General features: G+C 56.5%; 16 protein-coding genes. 6 read left to right on the forward strand and 10 right to left on the reverse strand.

Annotated elements, in window-relative coordinates; all coding sequences use genetic code 11:
* The first annotated feature begins 194 nt into the window (after positions 1-194).
* Entirely contained in the window at positions 195-1,433 is a 1,239-nt protein-coding gene (locus E6C51_RS14975) for an MFS transporter (protein ID WP_146936709.1), read from the forward strand.
* 80 nt (positions 1,434-1,513) lie between these two features.
* Here the strand turns inward: E6C51_RS14975 and E6C51_RS14980 are convergent, their stop codons facing one another.
* The 4 genes from E6C51_RS14980 to E6C51_RS14995 all read right to left on the reverse strand — a co-directional run bounded on the left by E6C51_RS14980 (position 1,514) and on the right by E6C51_RS14995 (position 6,568).
* Complete coding sequence (locus E6C51_RS14980; RefSeq protein WP_190236547.1) at positions 1,514-3,328, reverse strand: methyl-accepting chemotaxis protein; 1,815 nt, start codon at positions 3,326-3,328, stop codon at positions 1,514-1,516.
* Positions 3,329-3,610: 282 nt separating this feature from the next.
* The gene (locus E6C51_RS14985; RefSeq protein ID WP_146936713.1) at positions 3,611-4,597 is read right to left on the reverse strand and encodes a WD40 repeat domain-containing protein; all 987 of its coding nucleotides are present in this window, start codon (positions 4,595-4,597) and stop codon (positions 3,611-3,613) included.
* Entirely contained in the window at positions 4,597-5,697 is a 1,101-nt protein-coding gene (locus E6C51_RS14990) for a CobW family GTP-binding protein (protein WP_190236548.1), read from the reverse strand. Before E6C51_RS14990 ends, E6C51_RS14985 begins: the two co-directional genes overlap by 1 nt.
* 70 nt (positions 5,698-5,767) lie before the next feature.
* Complete coding sequence (locus E6C51_RS14995; RefSeq protein WP_190236549.1) at positions 5,768-6,568, reverse strand: creatininase family protein; 801 nt, start codon at positions 6,566-6,568, stop codon at positions 5,768-5,770.
* Between the two features lie 92 nt (positions 6,569-6,660).
* Between E6C51_RS14995 and E6C51_RS15000 the strand changes: the two genes are divergently transcribed.
* From E6C51_RS15000 to E6C51_RS15010, 3 genes are all read left to right on the forward strand, one after another.
* Positions 6,661-7,197, forward strand: a complete 537-nt coding sequence (locus E6C51_RS15000) for a MarR family winged helix-turn-helix transcriptional regulator (protein ID WP_146936719.1) — start codon at positions 6,661-6,663, stop codon at positions 7,195-7,197.
* 130 nt (positions 7,198-7,327) lie between these two features.
* Positions 7,328-8,350, forward strand: a complete 1,023-nt coding sequence (locus E6C51_RS15005; protein WP_146936721.1) for a LacI family DNA-binding transcriptional regulator — start codon at positions 7,328-7,330, stop codon at positions 8,348-8,350.
* Between the two features lie 11 nt (positions 8,351-8,361).
* Complete coding sequence (locus tag E6C51_RS15010) at positions 8,362-9,324, forward strand: 2-hydroxyacid dehydrogenase (protein ID WP_190236550.1); 963 nt, start codon at positions 8,362-8,364, stop codon at positions 9,322-9,324.
* Between the two features lie 6 nt (positions 9,325-9,330).
* Here the strand turns inward: E6C51_RS15010 and E6C51_RS15015 are convergent, their stop codons facing one another.
* Positions 9,331-10,095: a gamma-glutamyl-gamma-aminobutyrate hydrolase family protein gene (locus E6C51_RS15015; protein WP_190236551.1), complete on the reverse strand. Its 765-nt coding sequence runs from the start codon at positions 10,093-10,095 to the stop codon at positions 9,331-9,333.
* Between the two features lie 204 nt (positions 10,096-10,299).
* Between E6C51_RS15015 and E6C51_RS15020 the strand changes: the two genes are divergently transcribed.
* Positions 10,300-11,406: a TRAP transporter substrate-binding protein gene (locus E6C51_RS15020; protein ID WP_146936727.1), complete on the forward strand. Its 1,107-nt coding sequence runs from the start codon at positions 10,300-10,302 to the stop codon at positions 11,404-11,406.
* Positions 11,407-11,657: 251 nt separating this feature from the next.
* Here the strand turns inward: E6C51_RS15020 and E6C51_RS15025 are convergent, their stop codons facing one another.
* The 5 genes from E6C51_RS15025 to hutI form a co-directional block, all read right to left on the reverse strand.
* Positions 11,658-12,230, reverse strand: coding sequence for a HutD/Ves family protein (locus E6C51_RS15025; RefSeq protein WP_190236552.1), 573 nt, complete (start codon positions 12,228-12,230; stop codon positions 11,658-11,660).
* A gap of 1 nt (position 12,231) precedes the next feature.
* Positions 12,232-13,905 carry a urocanate hydratase gene (gene hutU / locus E6C51_RS15030; RefSeq protein WP_190236553.1) on the reverse strand — a complete coding sequence of 558 codons (1,674 nt, stop codon included), beginning with the start codon at positions 13,903-13,905 and terminating at the stop codon, positions 12,232-12,234.
* Positions 13,906-13,907: 2 nt separating this feature from the next.
* A complete protein-coding gene (gene hutG, locus E6C51_RS15035; RefSeq protein WP_190236554.1) occupies positions 13,908-14,723 on the reverse strand; it encodes an N-formylglutamate deformylase in 816 nt (271 codons plus the stop codon).
* Between the two features lie 199 nt (positions 14,724-14,922).
* The gene (gene hutH / locus E6C51_RS15040) at positions 14,923-16,458 is read right to left on the reverse strand and encodes a histidine ammonia-lyase (RefSeq protein WP_190236555.1); all 1,536 of its coding nucleotides are present in this window, start codon (positions 16,456-16,458) and stop codon (positions 14,923-14,925) included.
* 15 nt (positions 16,459-16,473) lie between these two features.
* Positions 16,474-17,694, reverse strand: coding sequence for an imidazolonepropionase (hutI, locus tag E6C51_RS15045; protein WP_190236556.1), 1,221 nt, complete (start codon positions 17,692-17,694; stop codon positions 16,474-16,476).
* A gap of 109 nt (positions 17,695-17,803) precedes the next feature.
* Between hutI and E6C51_RS15050 the strand changes: the two genes are divergently transcribed.
* Positions 17,804-19,153 carry a formimidoylglutamate deiminase gene (locus E6C51_RS15050; RefSeq protein WP_190236557.1) on the forward strand — a complete coding sequence of 450 codons (1,350 nt, stop codon included), beginning with the start codon at positions 17,804-17,806 and terminating at the stop codon, positions 19,151-19,153.
* The last annotated feature ends 96 nt before the right edge of the window (positions 19,154-19,249 follow it).

Consider the following 19,249-nt stretch of genomic DNA (forward strand, 5'->3'; position numbering starts at 1 on the left):
CATTGGCCACATGGTTTGTTCGCTCGCGCCGATACTGCATAATTCCTTAAATCGGAATCGATTTAAGGAGAAAATTATGCAGCAGATTAAAAATGTTACAGCGTCCTTTGTGCGCCATATATGGCGCACGGCGCTGTAAGGAACGGTGTCGCGGCGCAGCCCCTCTTCGTTCCTTTCTTGAAGGAGGAGGCCTTATGTCTGTTCTCGCAGATCTTCGCGGATTAACACCCCAACAACGCAACACCATCATTGCCAGCTATCTTGGCTGGACCCTTGATGCCTTTGATTTTTTCATTCTTGTTTTTGTTCTCAAGGACATCGCCAAAGAGTTTAACACCGATGTCTCGGCGGTGTCCGTGGCGGTGTTTCTCACACTCGCCATGCGACCGCTGGGGGCTTTGCTGTTTGGGCTTGCGGCAGAAAAATTTGGTCGGCGCAACACCTTGATGGTCGATGTTTTGCTCTACTCGTTGTTCGAGCTGCTCTCGGGCTTTTCAACCGGGCTGACCATGCTGATTGTCTTGCGCATGCTCTATGGCATTGCCATGGGCGGCGAGTGGGGGGTGGGAGCCTCGCTCACCATGGAAACCATTCCTGAGCGCACCCGTGGCATTGTTTCAGGCCTGTTGCAGGCGGGCTATCCCAGCGGTTATCTGCTGGCCTCGCTGGTGTTTTTCTTTCTTTATCCGCTGATTGGCTGGCGGGGCATGTTCTTTGTGGGTGTGGCACCAGCACTGCTGGTGCTCTACATTCGCCGCAATGTCGAGGAATCCCCGGCATTTCTTGCCAGTCGCGGCCGGGAGCGCCAGCCCTTCATGGCGGTGGTGAAAGGCAATATGAAACTGTTCATCTGGGCTGTGGTGCTGATGACTGCCTTCAATTTCCTCAGCCACGGCACGCAGGATATCTATCCAACATTCCTGGAGGTTCAGCGCGATTATTCTGCCCATACCGTCGGTGCCATCGCCATGTTCTACAATGTCGGTGCCATCCTTGGCGGGCTGTTTTTCGGCGCTCTTTCGCAAAAGATCGGGCGGCGCAAAGGCATTGTGATTGCGGCGCTGCTGGTGCTTCCCGTCGCACCTTTGTGGGTTTATGCCTCAACACCCATCCTGCTGGCGATCGGTGCCTTCCTTGTGCAGTTTTTCGTGCAGGGGGCCTGGGGCATTATTCCTGCTCACCTCAATGAGCTATCGCCCGATGAAGTGCGCAGCACCTTTCCGGGCTTTATCTACCAGCTCGGCAACCTGCTGGCATCGGGCAATGCCACGCTTCAGGCAACGCTGGCCCAGCACTGGAACGGCGATTATGCCCTTGCGCTTCTGGTTGTTGCGGTGATTGTTGCCGTGGCTGTGGCCGCCCTTGCAGGCTTCGGCTTTGAGCGTAAAGGCGTTGATTTTGAAGCGGGTGATCGTGGCGCAAAACCGGCCTGATCTGAACACGCACAAAGGCCAGAAGGTCCGTTCTGGCCTTTGTGCGCCATATTTGGCGCACGGCGCTGTAAAGACTGCGATCATGCAGCCCGATGCTGGTTTGGTCTGTGCTGTTCATCACTGTTTGGCAATTGAAACCGGTTTACCAGCACGGTCAGCGTCACCGCGCCATCGGCAATGGTCTGGCTGATCGCATTGGTTTCTTCCACCATGGCAGCATTTTGCTGGGTCATCTGGTCCAGACTATGAACAGAGCTGCTGATTTGTTGCAGGCCACTGGCCTGTTCTTCCGCAACACTCGACATCCTGTCGATATTCTCATCAATCTGGGCCACAAACTGACCAATCTGCTCAAGCACGCTACCGGCTGCGCCCACAAGCTGCACGCCGCTGGCCACTTCCTGGCCGGAGCGTTCAATCAGCCCCTTGATCTGGCGGGCGGCGCCTGCCGAACGCTGTGCCAGTTCGCGCACTTCCTGCGCCACCACAGCAAAGCCCTTGCCAGCTTCCCCGGCGCGGGCCGCCTCGACACCAGCGTTAAGGGCCAGCAGGTTGGTTTGAAAGGCAATCTCATCAATCACGCTGATGATGGAGCTGATTTCCGAGGAGGCAGCTTCGATCCGCTCCATGGCTGTAACAGCATCCCTGACCACGCCGCTTGATGCGGTTGCCGATTGGCGGGCTTCCTTGACCAGATTGCGGGTGTCGCGCGTGCGGCTGGCCGAGCTGGCAACGGTGGAGGCTACCTGCTCGAGGGCGGCAGCTGTTTCTTCCAGCGCTGCGGCCTGTTGTTCGGTGCGCCGGGCGAGATTGTCAGAAGCGTCGCGCATTTCGCGGCTGTTGGTTTGCAATAGTACGGTCTCGGCCTGCACTTTCTCAAGCGTTGCCCGGAAAATGACGATGGTTTTGTTGAAATCGGTGCGCAATTCCTCAAAGCGCCGGTCGAAGGCGTTATCGAGGGTCATGCGCATATTGCAATCCGCAAGACAGTTCAGTCCTGCGCTCAATTCCTCGACCACAAACCGCAACGTGTCGGCCTCAACCATACGCTCACGCTCGCGCACACGGCGCTGTTCATTGGCGGCTGCCCGCGACAGCTCGGCGTCCTCTTCCATCTGGCGTTTTTCAAGACCGGCATTGCGAAAGATGGCGAGGGCCTTGGCAATATCGCCAATTTCATCATGGCGGTTGAGATACGGCGGCTCTTTTTGCAGATCGCCCATGGCCATTGTTGTCATGGCGTCGGTGATGCCGCGCAGCGGGCGAAGCGCCCGGCGGCGAACAAACACCAAAGAGCCAAGAGACAGCAAAATAAGCGCGCCACCCAGCGCATAGCTCATGGTCTCCAGCCTTTTGGACACGTCTGCCGCTTCGCGTTCTTTTTGCTTGCCATAAGCATCGCCCATGGCAACCAGCTCATTAACCGCCTTCTCATGGATGTGAAACGCTATTTTAAGCGGGTTTATCTGCTCGGATACATTGCGACCGGCAAGAGTGTTCAGATCAATATTATCAAGGATCTTCCAAAAGGCATCGCCTTTCACCAGCACATCGGTTTGCAGCTTTTGCTTCATACTGTCAGGCAGGGTCGATGTTTTCCAATATTCCCGACGTTCCTTATATTGGCTGCGCAAGACACTCAGGCGTTCAGCGTTCTGCGCCACCGTTTCGGGATTGAGGGCCGCTTCGCTCACCAGAGAATAGGCTTCAACCACATAGAGCGGCGGCGGCAAGATATCAGCAATCAGGTCTTTGCTATCAATGATCTGATTGTAAACGGGACCATTGACCTTCAAATGTTGAAGGGTTCTCATATCCATTGCCAGAGCAAGAACAATACCAAGCGCCAAAAGAATGCCGCTGGTTGTGACTGCTGATGAAATGCTGAACTTCAAGGTTACACCCTTTGCCGATGGTCGAAATATTGGCCATGTCATAGCACTTCAGGTTGTTTGAAGTGGCAATGACTTTCAAATATTAGAATTCATTAATGCAGATGTTTGTATCGTTTCCGGATATTTATACTTGCTTATGCAACCAGACTTTTTTTATTCCAGAGATCGATAGAATAGTGTTATTACGATTCAGATTTATTTTTAATTAATTTAGAGATAGGTTGTTATTTTCAAAAAAAAACCAGAGCGTGAGCTCTGGTTTTTATGTCAATTTCATCAAGTTTAACTACTGATGTCTATCACACCACAATCACCTGCCTCTGAGGCAAAGCAAAGCAATTTGCCGCTGGCGCTCCAGCCCATGCTGGTGATAGCCCCCTTGCCGGGGCGCCGCAAAAGCGCTTCCTTGCCATCGGCAAGGCGTACAGCCAAAATCATGCCATCGATAAAGCCGATGGCCAGCACTTCTTCTGCCGGGTGAAAAGCCACTTGCGTCACCATGATATTGGCGCGGGTGCCCAGCTCTTGCGGTGCCTTGCCCATCGGGCCATCTTTACCGGCAAAGGGCCAGACAATGGCCGCAGGCGCGCCAGACGATGCAAGCCATTTGCCCTTCGTCGACCAGGAGGTGGATTTGACCTTGGCGGGATAGCCGGTCATACGCATATGACGGGTATCGGTACCAGCCCCGTCGAGTTTCCAGCCATGCAGCGCATTTTCCTGCATGGCGGTGACCACAAAGCGGTTGTCGGGTGAAAAGCTGACGCCGGTGTGTGCGCCCTTCCACTCGAGATCCAGCGGCTTGCTCTCAGCGCCGACAAAGCGCAGCGTGACGCCATTGTAGCGCGCAATGGCAAGACGAAGACCCTTGGGCGCAAAGGCTAGACCTTCGACACTGCGTTCTTCCTGATATTCATGCACCACGCCGCTGGCCAGACGCACAAAGGCCGACTTGCCATGGGCATAGGCCACAGCGCCTTGCGGACCAGCCGCCAGCACCGAAATCCACTTGCGCGGAGCATGGGCCAGCTCGGTTACGCTGCCATCATGGGCAATGCGCAGCACTTTGCCGTCTTCACCACCGGTAAGCAGGGTCTGGTTATGGTCATCCTTGATCGCAACCAACAGACCGGCATTCACGTCCGTGATTTTTTCACCGCCATCGAGACGGTGAACTGCGCCAGCAGCGGTGACGAAAACGGGGATATCCCCCAGGAAGGCCGCGAATAAAACGTGGCCTTCCAGATCAAGCGGAGCAACTGTTGGCATCAGGCGGTTGCCTCACAGGCCTTGAAGCTGTTTTCCAGCTTTTCGCGGTCGAGGTCGCGACCAATGAACACAAGACGGCTCTCGTGCTTTTCGCCCTCTTTCCAGGGGCGCTGGTGATCACCTTCAATGATCATGTGCACGCCTTGCACCACATAACGCTCAGGGTCACCCTTGAAGGCGATAATGCCCTTGAGACGCAGGATTTTCGGGCCATCAACCTGTGTGACTTTCTGAATCCATGGGAAGAAGCGCTCAGGATTCATCTCGCCACCGCGCAGCGAAATGGATGTAACGGTCACATCATGGATCGCAGAGGGCGCATGGCTGTGGCCATGATGATGGTGATCATGCCCGTGGTCATGATGGTGGTGATGGTCGTGATCATGGTGATGATGGCCGTGGTCGTGATTGCAATCGGGGCCACACACATGGTCCGGGTCATCGTGATCAAGGAAGTGCGGATCATTTTCCAAGGCGCGCTCAAGGTTGAAAGCACCCTGATTGAGCACCTTGGACAGATCAACGCCGGAGCGGGTGGTGGTGTAAATGCGTGCCGATGGATTGATGGCGCGCACAATGTCTTCAATCTGGTGCAGCTCGTCATGGGTGACGAGATCGGCCTTATTGACCACAACCACATCGGCAAAGGCAATCTGGTCTTCTGCTTCGCGGCTGTCTTTCAGGCGCAAAGGCAGATGCTTGGCATCGACCAAGGCAATCACGGCATCCAGCTCGGTCTTGCTGCGCACGTCATCATCCATGAAGAAGGTCTGCGCGACAGGAACCGGATCGGCGAGGCCAGTGGTTTCCACAATAATCCCGTCAAAGCGGCCGGGGCGGCGCATCAGGCCTTCGACCACGCGGATCAAATCGCCACGCACTGTGCAGCAGACGCAGCCATTGTTCATTTCATAGATTTCTTCGTCCGATTCGACGATCAGATCATTATCAATGCCGATTTCACCAAATTCATTGACGATGACGGCATATTTCTTGCCATGGCTCTCGGTCAAAATCCGGTTCAACAGCGTGGTTTTGCCCGAGCCAAGATAGCCGGTCAGCACGGTAACGGGTGTGGGTTTTGCGGCAGCTTCGCTCATTCGAACCTCGATAGATGGTCAGGGCAGGGGGTGCCCAATTGTTATGGTGTTACCTCATATAGGGGCTGTTTCATGTCAGTTCAAAGGCTTTCTCAACATTGAAGCTGTCGATGTCGTGAAGCAGTTCCACAAGCCCCTGAATGCAATGGGAAAGCAGCGCTTCGCCTTTTTCAGCTGTTGCCACCTTGGCATTGCCTGCAACGCCAAGAGGGTTGAGATCCGACATTTTCCAGCCAAAGGCATGCGGCCCATAGGCGCGCAGGTGCTTGAAGCGATCCATGAAGAGGGATTGCTGCGACGAAAATGCATCGGCTCTGTCCATTGCCACCAGATCGGGCCGCAGTGCCAGCATCACCGAGGTTTCAATGTCACCACCATGAATGTCGATGGCCTTGTCTTTGGGATCAATCCAGCCCTCGGGTTGGCCAAAGCGTGTCCAGCTGGTGGCCACCGCCAGCATGTTGAAGCGCACGCGGGCTTCGGTGGCAACAATGGTCATCAGCGGGGCATTGCCCCCATGGGCATTGAGCATGAGAAATTTGCGGATGCCAAGTGTGCTGAGGTGTTGGGCAATGCCGAGCCAGCGGGTGATGGCCTCTTGATAGCTCAGGGTTTTTGTACCCTCAACGTCCATATGTTCAATCGAATAGCCAATCGGCTCAACCGGCAGAAATGTCACTGGCAATGGGTCCGGTACTGCCTTGATAAGCCGTTCAACCACGCCTTCCGCAATAATCCTATCGGTCTCAAACGGCAGATGTGGCCCGTGTTGCTCATGGGCCCCCAGAGGCAAAACGGCAATCCAGTGGGCGCGATCCGATGGCAAAAGATCAGGATCGTTCATTTCAAAGCGTGGGTTGGGGCGATGCATCTGGTTTCCCGGTCGGTTTTTGGCTATGGATCAAGGTGATAGACAGATCTGACAGTGATATCAGCACTCACGCTCGCGACTGTAGAGGAAAAATGGCCAAAAAGGACAAGTCCGAAAAGAAGAAAAAGTCCGGCAAGCTGAAAACGGCACCGAAAGACGATATGCTTCTGGCCCATGGCGATCTGGGCATGATGATGACACAAGCCGCGCGCAGTTTTCGCACCGCGCAGACGCGCAGACTGGCCCAATGCGGTCTCTATGCCGGGCAGGAAGGTGTTGTGTTGTTGTTGGCCAGCGAGAATGGCTTGAGCACCGGCGTTCTGGCACAAAAACTGGGGGTCAAGGCACCCACCATGACCCGCACCATTGGCCGCATGGAGGCGCAAGGATTTCTTGAACGTAAGGGATCGGATACGGATGCCCGGCTGACAAAAGTCTATTTGACGCCCATGGGACAGGCCACGGTGGAGCGGATTTTTGCGGCAAACAAGGCCGCCGAGCAGCAGGCGACACAGGGCATGAGCGGCAAGGATGTCAAACAACTTTTAAAACTATTGGCCTTGATGGATCGCAATCTTCATGGAGCCCGAGTGGAGATTGAGGAAAATATGGAAGAGCCCATCGGGTGAGACGGTTTTTACTTTTGAAAATTATTGCCTTCTGCTATTCAACACTTTAATTAAAAATTTTAATTGGGGTATCGGAGAGGATTTGCAACGGGGTCCGATGCTTGAGGCCGATGCTTGAGGGAGGGGAAATGTGGCGCAAAAAATAAAACTCTCGACGATTGCCGATAGTTTGGGTCTATCGACCGCAACCGTGTCTTTGGCGCTGCGCGACAGTCCGCTGGTTGCGGCTGAAACGCGCGAGAAGATCAAGGATCAGGCCCGCGCGCTGGGCTATATCTACAATCGCCGTGCGGCCAGCCTGCGCACCTCGCGCTCAGGCATTATCGGTGTTGTGGTGCATGACATCATGAACCCGTTTTACGGCGAGATTCTCAAAGCCATTGAAAGCGAGCTGGATCGCAGCCGCCAGACCTTCATTTTGTCCAACCACTATGACTCGGTGGAAAAACAGCGCAACTTCATTGAGACGCTGCTGCAACTGGGTGGTGATGGGGTGATCATGTCGCCTGCCATCGGCTCGCCGCCGGAAGATGTGATGCTGGCTGAAGACAACGGCATGCCCGCCATTTTGATTGCCCGCTCCATGGAGGGCCTCGCGCTGCCCACCTATCGCGGTGATGACACCTATGGCATTTCGCTGGCCACCAACCATTTGATTGGCCTTGGCCACCGGGTGATTGCCATGGTCGGTGGCACGGACCAGACCTCCACCGGGCGTGACCGCTATCAGGGCTACGTCAATGCGCTGCGAAAGGCGGGCATTGAGGTTGATCCCGAATTGCGCATTCCCGGCCCGCGCACCAAGCAGGGCGGTTTTGAGGCGGCGGTGAATTTTCTGTCTTTGCCACAAAAGCCAACGGCTGCGGTCTGTTGGAATGATCTGGTGGCGATTGGCCTGATGAATGGCGTGTCTCGGGCTGGCTTTGTGCCGGGGCGCGATATTTCCGTGACTGGCTATGACGATCTTGAGGAGGCCTCGATTGCAACGCCATCGCTGACCACAGTTTGGAATGGTCAGGCCGAAGTGGGCAGGCTTGCAGCGCGCGCACTTCTGGATAAGCTGGCGGGTAGCCACGAACCGGATGGCATGCATCTGATCAAGCCTGAAATGCGCATCCGCCAATCAACCGGGCCGATCAAACACCGAGATTAATAGAGATTGATATGAGTGCTGAAAAACCTGTTATTTTGATCCCCGGAAAAATTCATCCGCGGGTGCTGGAGCGTTTAACCCCTGTTTTTGAAATATTACAGACACCGGCTGGTCAACCGGTCGATCTGAGCGCGGCCGATGCCGCCCGCGTGCGCGGCATTGCCGTTGCGGGGTCTGTCTCTGCGACTTTGATGGAAAAACTGCCCAATCTGCAAGTGATCGCCAATTTCGGTGTGGGGTATGACGGAGTTGATGTGACGGCTGCCGCCAACCGCGGTGTGATTGTCACCAACACACCGGATGTGCTCGATGATGAGGTGGCCGACACCACCATCGCGCTGCTGCTCAACACGCTGCGGCAATTTTATGCGGCAGAAAGCTATTTGCGCGCCGGGCGCTGGGAAAAAGAAGGGGCGTTTCCGCTGACACCTCTCTCCTTGCGCGGCCGTCATGTCGGCCTGTATGGCCTTGGCCGTATTGGTGGCGAAATTGCCAGTCGTCTGGAGCCGTTCAAGGTCAAGATCAGCTATCACACTCGTAATCCGAAGCCCGGTGTATCCTATGGCTACCAGCCCTCGCTGAAAGCGTTGGCAGAAGCGGTTGATACGCTGATCTGTATTGTGCCGAAAACCGAGCAGACCCATAAGGCCATCAACGCCGATATTCTCAAGGCGCTTGGGCCGAATGGCGTATTGATCAATGTGGGGCGTGGCTGGAGCGTGGACGATGCAGCGCTGATAGCCGCCCTGAAGGACGGCACAATTGCCGCCGCTGGCCTTGATGTGTTCTACGACGAGCCGAAAGTGCCGAAAGACTATCTCGATCTGCCCAATATGTCACTCTTGCCGCATGTGGCATCGGCGTCGGTGCATACCCGCAATGCCATGGCCGATCTGGTGGCAGACAACCTGATCGGCTGGTTCGACAATGGCGTGGTGAAAACGCCAGTGCCGGAAACGCCTGTAAAAGGCTGACGCCTGTTAAGGCTTAACGGCCTTTGACGCCGCATACTCTCGCGCTGCCGCCCCAAAGGCTTCAAACAGGGCGCGGGAGGGGGCATCGCTCTCAGCCCAATATTCCGGGTGCCATTGCACGCCGACGGCAAAGCCCTTGGCATCGATGACCGATACGGCTTCAATGGTGCCGTCTTCTGCCACGGCCTCGACTTGGAGGCGCGGAGCAATCGTCGAGATGGCCTGCCGATGCAGCGAATTGATCTGAATGCTGCCATCAGTGCCCAGATAGCGGGCAATGCAGGAGCCTTGCTTGATCGTCACCGGCTGGCGGATGGCATAGGCTTGGTCGCGATCTTCGGTTGGCGGTTTGCGGTGGTCCCAATTGCCGGGCTGCTCTTGAATTTCGGTGGCCAGCGTGCCGCCCAGCGCCACGTTTAACTCCTGAATACCCCGGCAGATGGCCAAGAGCGGCACCCCGCGCTCAATCGCACGGCGAATCAGCGGCAGGGATGTGGCATCACGGGCAGGATCAAATGGCCCATAGGCCTCGGTTGCCTCCACGCCATAGAGCGATGGATGCACATTGCTGGGCGAGCCGGACACCACCACGCCGTCAACGCGGTCCAGCACCGCATCAATATCGGCACCCGTTTCAAGAGCAGGGATCAGCACCGGCATAGCCGCTGCCACTTTCAGCGTGGCATTGACATATTGATCCAGCACGCAATGCCAGTTTGATCCGTTGATGTCTTTAAAATCGGCAGGAATAGCAACAAGAGGCTTAGACATGGGAGGCTTTCGAAAAATCGATGGAATGATGCTGTTTTTGACCTGTTTGAAAATGAAGTCAACGGCGATGAGAAATGCCCATGAACTTTAGTTGTAACAAGGGGGTGTGCTTGCTTGCGTTGCCGCACGCAACATGGTTACTTCCATGCATGATCTCTCGGAGGGGAGACGAGACGTGAGTTTAACCGCAATGGGGAGGATCTGATGGATCGTCGTGGATTTTTGAAAAATGCTGGTGTTGGCACTGTGGGGACAGTGGCTGCTGCGACACTGGCAGCACCGGCAATTGCGCAATCATTGCCCAAAATTACCTGGCGTTTGACGTCGTCTTTCCCCAAATCACTGGATACGATTTATGGCGGCGCAGAAGATATTGCCGCCCGCGTTGCTGCCGCAACCGATGGCAATTTCCAAATTCAGGTGTTTGCAGCCGGTGAAGTGGTGCCGGGCTTGCAGGCGGCTGACGCAGTCGGCGCAGGCACGGTCGAGATGTGCCACACCTGCTCTTACTATTACGTGGGTAAAGACCCAACCTTTGCCATTGGCTCGGCCATTCCTTTTGGTTTGAATGCGCGTCTGACCAATGCCTGGTTCTATCAGGGTAATGGCAACAAGCTGATGAATGAGTTCTGGGCCAAGCACAAGCTTTACGGCATTGTGGCAGGCAACACCGGTGCGCAGATGGGCGGCTGGTTCCGCCGCGAGATCAACACGGTGGATGACATCAAGGGCGTGAAAATGCGCATTGCCGGCCTGGCTGGCAAGGTCATTGAAAAGCTCGGCGGCGTGCCGCAGCAGATTGCCGGTGGTGATATTTATCCAGCCCTTGAAAAAGGCACGATTGATGCCGCTGAGTGGATCGGCCCCTATGACGACCACAAGCTGGGCTTCTATAAGGTGGCGAAATACTACTACTACCCAGCCTTCTGGGAAGGTGGTCTTGCCATCCACGCCTTTGTCAATCTCGACAAATGGAACGAGCTGCCACCTGCCTACAAGACCGCTCTGGAAGACGCCTGCGCCTTTGCCAACACCAATATGATGGCGAAATACGACCTGAAAAACCCGGTTGCGATCAAGCAGATTGTCTCGGAAGGGGCGGTTCTCAAGCCGTTCAGTCAGGATATTCTCGACGCCTGCTTCAAGGCTTCCATGGAAGTCTATGCCGAGATCAATGCGAAAAACCCTGACTTCAAAAAGATTTATGACGACCAGAACGCCTTCAAGCGCGAGGCCTATCTGTGGATGCAGCTGTCTGAATATACCTATGATACGTTCATGATGATCCAGCAGCGCGGTGGCAAACTGTAAGGTTTTTCGAGATTTTCGGCCCGCCAAAAAGGCGGGCTCAGACTGCTGACAAACCCTAAATTTATCCTCGACGTCATGCTCGGCCCTGTGCCGAGCATCTAACCACGTTAATTTCACAAGCAAAGTCAATCGCTTATCTAGCGCTTATCTAGCCATGGCAGACCCTCGGGACAGGCCCGAGGGTGACGAAACGTCGAGCGAGAAGTTTGTCAATAACCTGGGCCCGCCAAAAAGGGCGGGCTGTTTGCTGCTTAAAGATTTGACTGTAGCTCAATCACCAGCAGATGAAGGATGTCGCTGGCAGTGATGGTGATGTCGTCGCCAGCGCTGAGTACTACACTTGAAAAGGGCGTGGTGCTGATCACGCCCTCTCTTGTTTTGATCTCTGCCGCTGATTTAAACACCAATATCGTGTCGCTATCCGCCCGGATGCGCAATGGCTCGACACTGCGATAACGGTGCATGCTATGCTGATAGCATCCGCGCCGGGTCATGATGTTGAGATCGATCGTCGGACCACCAATATTGCTGCTGGAGATGGCCCATTCACCCGCAAAGGCGAAGGGCTCTCCGTAGGGGCGCAGCACTTTGCTGTCCCCATTGGGCAAATCAAGGCGTAGGCCCTCGCCATCCAAAAGCGCAATGCTACGATCCACGCCGGGGAAGATGGAAAATGGTCCATCCTCGCCGACATGAGCAATGGAGAGACGCCAGTCAAACGTCTCCATCGTGCTGCCTAACGGAGCGACTATCACCTCTTCAGTCAGGCCCTTGCCGTTTTTCCAGGGCATCCGCTGATAGCTGCTGCGCGGGATGATCTGCATATCAATTGCCCAATATGCCGGGCAGACGCAGACCCTTTTCCTTGGCGCAATCCAGTGCAATGTCATAGCCCGCATCGGCATGGCGCATCACGCCGGTGGCCGGGTCGTTCCACAGCACCCGCTCCAGACGCCGGGCGGCATCATCGGTGCCATCGGCGCAGATCACCATGCCAGAGTGCTGGCTAAAGCCCATGCCGACCCCGCCACCATGGTGCAGTGACACCCATGTGGCACCCGAGGCGCAGTTGAGCAGCGCGTTCAGGAGCGGCCAGTCCGACACGGCATCCGAGCCATCTCTCATCGCTTCGGTTTCGCGGTTGGGTGAGGCAACCGAGCCAGAATCCAGATGGTCACGACCAATCACCACCGGGGCTTTCAGCTCGCCATTGCGCACCATTTCATTGAAAGCCAGACCCAGCTTGTGACGGTCACCCAGACCCACCCAGCAGATACGAGCAGGCAGGCCCTGAAAGGCAATGCGCTCACGCGCCATGTCCAGCCAATTGTGGAGGTGCTTATTATCAGGCAGCAATTCCTTCACCTTGGCATCGGTCTTGTAAATATCCTCTGGATCACCAGACAGCGCCGCCCAACGGAACGGACCAATGCCCCGGCAAAACAGCGGGCGGATATAGGCGGGCACAAAGCCGGGGAAGGCAAAGGCATTTTCCAGCCCTTCTTCCTTGGCGACCTGGCGGATATTGTTGCCATAATCCAGTGTCGGAACGCCCATGTTCCAGAAATCGACCATGGCCTGAACATGCACTTTCATCGAAGCGCGCGCGGCCGCTTCGACGGCTTTCGGATCGCTTTCCTGCTTGGCGCGCCATTCGGCCACGGTCCAGCCAGAGGGTAGGTAACCATTGATCGGATCGTGTGCCGAGGTCTGGTCGGTAACAATATCGGGGCGGATACCGCGCTTCACCAGTTCCGGGAAAATATCAGCAGCATTGCCGATCAGGCCCACGGACTTGGCTTCTCCGGCCTTGGTCCATTGGTCAATCAGCGCCAAAGCTTCATCCAGCGTGTGGGCCTTGGCATCGACATAGCGGGTGCGAAGGCGAAAATCCACACGGGTTTCATCGCATTCCACCGCAAGGCAGCAGGCCCCGGCCATTACAGCCGCGAGCGGCTGTGCGCCACCCATGCCGCCCAGACCACCTGTAAGTATCCACTTACCTTTTAGATTGCCATTATAGTGCTGGCGACCGGCCTCCACGAAGGTTTCATAGGTGCCCTGCACAATGCCTTGGGTGCCGATGTAAATCCACGAACCAGCGGTCATCTGGCCATACATGGCCAGTCCCTTCTTATCCAGCTCGTTGAAATGGTCCCATGTGGCCCAATGGGGCACGAGGTTGGAATTGGCAATCAGCACCCGAGGCGCATCCTTGTGGGTGCGAAACACACCCACCGGCTTACCGGATTGCACCACCAGCGTTTCTTCTTCGGTCAGGGTTTTCAGCGTGGCAACGATGCGATCAAAATCCTCCCAGGTGCGGGCGGCGCGGCCAATGCCGCCATAGACCACCAGTTCATGCGGGCGCTCGGCCACGTCGGGGTCAAGATTGTTCATCAACATGCGCAGAGGGGCTTCGGTCATCCAGCTTTTGGCGGAAAGCTCCGTGCCGGTTGCGGCCCGCACATCGCGGATATTGTGGCGTGGGTTGGTCATGATCATTCCCCCTTCTTTTGTTTCAGTTGAAACGCGATCTGCTCGATCCGCTCCAGAATAGCTTTGAGATGCACCCGTAAACGGCCCGCCTTTTCCTCGTCATAGGCAAAGGGTGGGGCCTCTGTGGCAAGGTGTGAGCCTTGCGCCAGCTCCATCTGAATGGCGTGAATGCCGTTTTCTGGCTTGCCATACTGGCGGGTGGTCCAGCCGCCTTTGAAGCGGCCATTGAGAATGGATGTGTAACCGTTTGCTGACGCTGCAATTTCAACGGTCGCCGCTTCAATCGCGGCATCACAGGTGCGGCCCATATCGGTACCGATGTTGAAATCCGGCAGGCGGCCCTCAAACAGATAGGGGATGTTGCCGCGAATGGAGTGGCAATCATACAGCACCGCCACGCCATGAATGGCTTTGACGCGCTCAATCTCAGCCAAAAGGGCGGCGTGATAGGGGGCGTGAAAGGCGCTCAAACGCTCAGCAATATCTGCCTCGGTTGGTTCCTGTCCTGCCTTCCAGATCGATATGCCATCGAAATCTGTTTCGGGAATCAGGCCCGTGGTGTTCTGCCCCGGATAAAGGCTTACCCCCGCCGGATCACGATTGGCATCAATGACATAGCGATGGAAGGTGGCGCGCACGGTGGTGACGTTTGGCAGCAGGCTATCGTACAGATGGTGGATATGCCAATCAGTATCGGCCAGCAGCTTGCCGTTGTCGTTGAGGCGATCCCAGATGGGGGGCGGCACATCGGTGCCCGTGTGCGGGAAGGCGAGGATGACGGGGGAGGTGCCTTGGGTGATTTGAAAAATACTGGACATTTAGAACCCCTCCCCAACCCCTCCCCACAAGGGGGAGGGGCTTTGGCCGTTGCGCTGTCGTGCTTCATGCAAACGCGGCATCCGCTGATCGGGTGCCGCGTTGTGAAAACGGTGCGGCATCTTAAGCCCCTCCCCCTTGTGGGGAGGGGTTGGGGAGGGGCCTTTCACCCCGAATACATGCAAAAAAGGCATCATCACTTCACCCCTCCAACCCTGGCAAAATCCCAGCCGACACACTGCCCACCAAAGCCCCATCGGCCACCAACGCAGAGGCCGCAGCCAAATCCGGTGCCATAAACCGATCAACCTCCAGCGTTGGCACTTTGTCGCGCAAGGTCGCAATTGCCTTTTGCAATTCCGGGCTGGTGGTCAGGGGGGAGCGAAACTCCACGCCCTGCGCTGCCGTCAAAGCCTCAATGCCAATGATGGCAAACAGGTTTTCGGTCATTTGCAACAGCCGCCGCGCACCATGGCAGGCCATGGACACATGGTCTTCCTGATTGGCCGAGGTCGGGGTTGAATCGACGGAGGCAGGATGGGCCATCTGCTTGTTTTCACTCATCAATGCAGCAGAGGTCACTTCGGCAATCATCAGGCCGGAATTGAGGCCCGGCTTTTTCGCCAAAAACGCAGGCAGGCCGTAAGACAAAGCCGGATCAACCAGAAGTGCGATGCGTCGTTGAGAAATGGCTCCGATTTCACAAACCGCAATCGCAATCTGATCGGCAGCAAACGCCACTGGCTCGGCATGGAAATTGCCGCCAGACACCACGCTGTCATCGGAGAGCACCAGCGGATTATCCGTCACCGCATTGGCTTCAATTTCCAACGTGCGGGCCGTCATTCGCAGCAGATCAAGGCAAGCGCCATCCACCTGCGGCTGGCAGCGGATGCAATAAGGATCTTGCACCCGCTCATCGCCATCCAGATGGCTCTGGCGGATAACAGAGCCTTCCAACAAGGCGCGCAAGCTGGCCGCCGTATCAATCTGGCCCTTGTGGCCGCGAAGCGTGTGAATATCGGCGGTAAACGGTGCCGAAGACCCCATGGCGGCATCGGTAGACATGGCCCCGGTAATCAATGCTGCTTGTGCTGCGCGATGGGCGCGGAAAAGCCCGGCCAAGGCCAGCGCGGTGGAGGCTTGCGTGCCATTGATCAGCGCCAAACCTTCTTTGGCGGCCAAAATCACTGGCGTGAGTCCAGCCCGTTCCAGCGCCAGTTTGCCCGGCAGTTTCTCGCCTTGATAAAAGGCTTCGGCCTCGCCCATCATCACCGCCGCCATATGGGCAAGCGGGGCCAGATCGCCGGAAGCGCCGACCGAGCCCTTTTCCGGGATCAGCGGAATCACGCCCTTTTCCAGCATGGCCTCAATCAACCGCACCAGCTCCAGCCGCACGCCGGAGGCTCCACGGCCCAGCGAGATCAGCTTGAGCGACAGGATCAGCCTTACTATGTTTTCCGGCAAGGGGGCACCGACACCGCAGCAATGGGAGAGAATGAGATTGCGCTGAAGCGTGGCGGTATCGGCAGCATCAATCTTGATGGAGGCCAGTTTGCCAAAGCCAGTGTTGACGCCATAAACCGGCTCATTGCCCGCCGCAATGGCGGCAATGCGGTTGGCGGCCCGCTCAATGCCCGCATCAAAGCTGCGATCCAGCACGGCAGGTTCGCCCTGCCAATAGATTTTCGCCAGATCGGCCAGCGGCACGGTGCCGGGATGAAGGGTAATGGTCATGATGGCCCCTTGTTGTTATGTGTCTTGGCCGCGCCACACCCGCTGGTGCAGCGGGTTAAAGCCCATGCGGTAGACAAGCTCCGACAGTTCAGAAATATCCCAGATGGCGAGATCAGCCGATTTTCCGGCCTCCAGCGTGCCAATCTCATCCAGCCGACCGAGTGCGCGGGCAGCCTCGCGGGTGACGCCCGCGATGCACTCTTCCACCGTCATGCCAAACAGGGTGGCCCCCATGTTCATGGTCAGCAGCAGCGAGGTGAGCGGCGAGGTGCCGGGGTTGTTGTCGGTGGCCAGCGCCATTTTGGTGCCGTGCTGGCGGAAGAGATCGACGGGCGGCTTTTTTGTTTCGCGGATAAAGTAAAAAGCACCCGGCAAAAGCACCGCAACCGTGCCTGCCTCTGCCATGGCTTTTGCACCTGCCGCATCGATATATTCCAGATGATCGGCAGACAGCGCGCCATATTCGGCGGCAAGGGCTGCCCCGGAGAGATTGGAAAGCTGATCGGCATGCAGTTTCACCGGCAGGCCGAGCGCTTTGGCAGCATCAAAAACCACGCGCATTTCATCCGGTGAAAAAGCAATGCCTTCGCAAAACCCGTCCACGGCATCGACCAGATGCTCAGCGTGGGCGGCACTTAAGCCCGGCAACACAACATCGCGGATAAAATCACCATTGCGGCCCTTATAGTCTGCGGGCGTGGCATGAGCACCGAGATAGGTGGTGGTTATGGACACGGGCCGTTTATCGCCAAGCTGTCGTGCAGCCCGCAGCATTTTCAGCTCATCTTGCACCGTCAGCCCATAGCCGGATTTGACCTCAACCGTGGTGACCCCTTCGGCCAGCAGCGCATCCAGACGCGGCAGGCTTTCGCGCAGCAAATCTGCTTCGCTAGCAGCGCGGACCTTGGAGACGGAAGAGACAATGCCACCGCCAGCGCGGGCAATTTCCTCATAACTTGCACCCGCTAGGCGCATTTCAAACTCATGAGCGCGGTTGCCTGCGTGCACCAGATGGGTGTGGCAATCCACCAGGCCGGGGGTGATCCAGCGGCCCTCGCAGTCGGTGATCTCTGCCGTGTTGAGCAGGTTGATGGGCAGCTCGCTCATCGGGCCAGCATAGACAATCTGCCCATTGCGAACCATCAGCGCGCCGTCCTCGATGATACCGATGCCGGGGAGTTGCGGATTGAGCGTTGCCAACCGCGCATTGGTCAAAATGCGATCCCGATGTGTCATGCTGATCCCTTGTTATTATGGCTCACGCGACGTTGCGCCCAATCGATTTTCCTATTATGTATATACTTAATGAAGCGAGGCGCAAGTCGAAAAATGAGAGGGGAAAGCCGTGACGACACTCCACGCAAAACAGGCGCTGCTGCCGGATGGCTGGGCCAACGATGTGCGGCTGACGCTGAAAGACCGCAGAATTTCCGCGATTGAGCAGGGTGTTGAAGCCAAAGTGGGCGATGAGCGGCATGACGTCTTGCTGCCCACAATGGCCAATCTGCACAGCCACGCCTTTCAACGCGGCATGGCGGGTCTGGCGGAATTGCGCGGGCCGGATAGTGACAGTTTCTGGAGCTGGCGCACGGTGATGTATCGCTTTGCGCTGACCATGAATCCGGAGCAAATGCAGGCCATTGCCGCTCAGCTTTATGTGGAAATGCTGGAAGCTGGTTTTGGCCGGGTGGGGGAGTTTCACTATCTCCATCATGATCGTGATGGTAGTGCTTTCACCAACCGTGCCGAGATGGCGGAGCGCATTGTGGCGGCCTGTGATGAAACCGGAATTGGCCTCACGCTGCTGCCGGTCTTCTATGCCCATTCCGGCTTTGGCGGTCAGGTTCCCAATGAAGGGCAGCGGCGGTTTATCAATGATCTTGATGGTTTTGCAGCGCTGTTGGATGGGGCAAAAAAGGCGACTTCACGCTTACCCTGTAGCGTCACCGGCATAGCGCCTCACAGCCTGCGGGCCGTGACACCAGAACAACTCTCTGCCTTGCAACAGCTTTCTTTCGATGGCCCCATCCATATTCATGTCGCCGAGCAGGTGAAGGAAGTGGAAGATTGCGTGGCGTGGTCGGGCAAGCGCCCCGTGGCCTGGTTGCTGGACAATGCCGCGCTGACTGATCGCTGGTGCCTGATCCACGCAACCCATATGACCGAGGATGAAACTGTGCGTATGGCGAAAGCCGGTGCCATTGCCGGGCTTTGCCCGATCACCGAGGCCAATCTGGGCGATGGCACGTTCAATGCCGAGGTGTTTCTCAAGGCAGGCGGGCGCTTTGGTGTGGGGTCGGACTCCAATATTCTGATTGGCATTGCCGATGAATTGCGTCAGCTGGAATATTCGCAGCGCCTTAGCCATCGCGCCCGCAATGTTCTGGCTTTGCCGGGTGGCTCGACAGGTCGGTATTTGTTTGACGGTGCCGTTATAGGTGGTGCTGCGGCCTTGATGGCAGAGAGTGGCTTGGCCGTGGGCAAGCCCGCAGATGTTGTCAGCCTCAAACCGCGCCATGATCTTGGTTTGAGTGGCGATCAGGTTATGGACGGTTTCATCTTTGCCAATGGTGCTCTAGTGGATTGCGTCTGGGTGGGCGGTGTCAAGCAGGTTGAAGCCGGGCGGCATAAGGCGCGGGAGAAAGTTGCCGCGCGGTTTGTGGGGGTGATGCGGGAGTTGATGGCGGCGTTTTGAGGATGGCTGCATTCACTTCGAAATGAAAAGAAGAGACCCCTCCCCAACCCTCCCCACAAGGGGGAGGGAGTATGTTGCATTCTTGGTAAATCTCTG

The organism is Gillisella terrae (genome assembly GCF_004801395.1).
Lineage (GTDB): Bacteria > Pseudomonadota > Alphaproteobacteria > Rhizobiales > Rhizobiaceae > Allorhizobium > Allorhizobium terrae.

Excerpts from the sequence above, each read along its gene's own strand:
- E6C51_RS14975 (WP_146936709.1), top strand. The coding sequence starts at position 195 with ATGTCTGTTCTCGCAGATCTTCGCGGATTAACACCCCAACAACGCAAC.
- E6C51_RS14985 (WP_146936713.1), bottom strand. The coding sequence starts at position 4,597 with ATGCCAACAGTTGCTCCGCTTGATCTGGAAGGCCACGTTTTATTCGCG.
- E6C51_RS14990 (WP_190236548.1), bottom strand. The coding sequence starts at position 5,697 with ATGAGCGAAGCTGCCGCAAAACCCACACCCGTTACCGTGCTGACCGGC.
- E6C51_RS14995 (WP_190236549.1), bottom strand. The coding sequence starts at position 6,568 with ATGCATCGCCCCAACCCACGCTTTGAAATGAACGATCCTGATCTTTTG.
- E6C51_RS15000 (WP_146936719.1), top strand. The coding sequence starts at position 6,661 with ATGGCCAAAAAGGACAAGTCCGAAAAGAAGAAAAAGTCCGGCAAGCTG.
- E6C51_RS15010 (WP_190236550.1), top strand. The coding sequence starts at position 8,362 with ATGAGTGCTGAAAAACCTGTTATTTTGATCCCCGGAAAAATTCATCCG.
- E6C51_RS15015 (WP_190236551.1), bottom strand. The coding sequence starts at position 10,095 with ATGTCTAAGCCTCTTGTTGCTATTCCTGCCGATTTTAAAGACATCAAC.
- E6C51_RS15020 (WP_146936727.1), top strand. The coding sequence starts at position 10,300 with ATGGATCGTCGTGGATTTTTGAAAAATGCTGGTGTTGGCACTGTGGGG.
- E6C51_RS15025 (WP_190236552.1), bottom strand. The coding sequence starts at position 12,230 with ATGCAGATCATCCCGCGCAGCAGCTATCAGCGGATGCCCTGGAAAAAC.
- hutU (WP_190236553.1), bottom strand. The coding sequence starts at position 13,905 with ATGACCAACCCACGCCACAATATCCGCGATGTGCGGGCCGCAACCGGC.
- hutG (WP_190236554.1), bottom strand. The coding sequence starts at position 14,723 with ATGTCCAGTATTTTTCAAATCACCCAAGGCACCTCCCCCGTCATCCTC.
- hutH (WP_190236555.1), bottom strand. The coding sequence starts at position 16,458 with ATGACCATTACCCTTCATCCCGGCACCGTGCCGCTGGCCGATCTGGCG.
- hutI (WP_190236556.1), bottom strand. The coding sequence starts at position 17,694 with ATGACACATCGGGATCGCATTTTGACCAATGCGCGGTTGGCAACGCTC.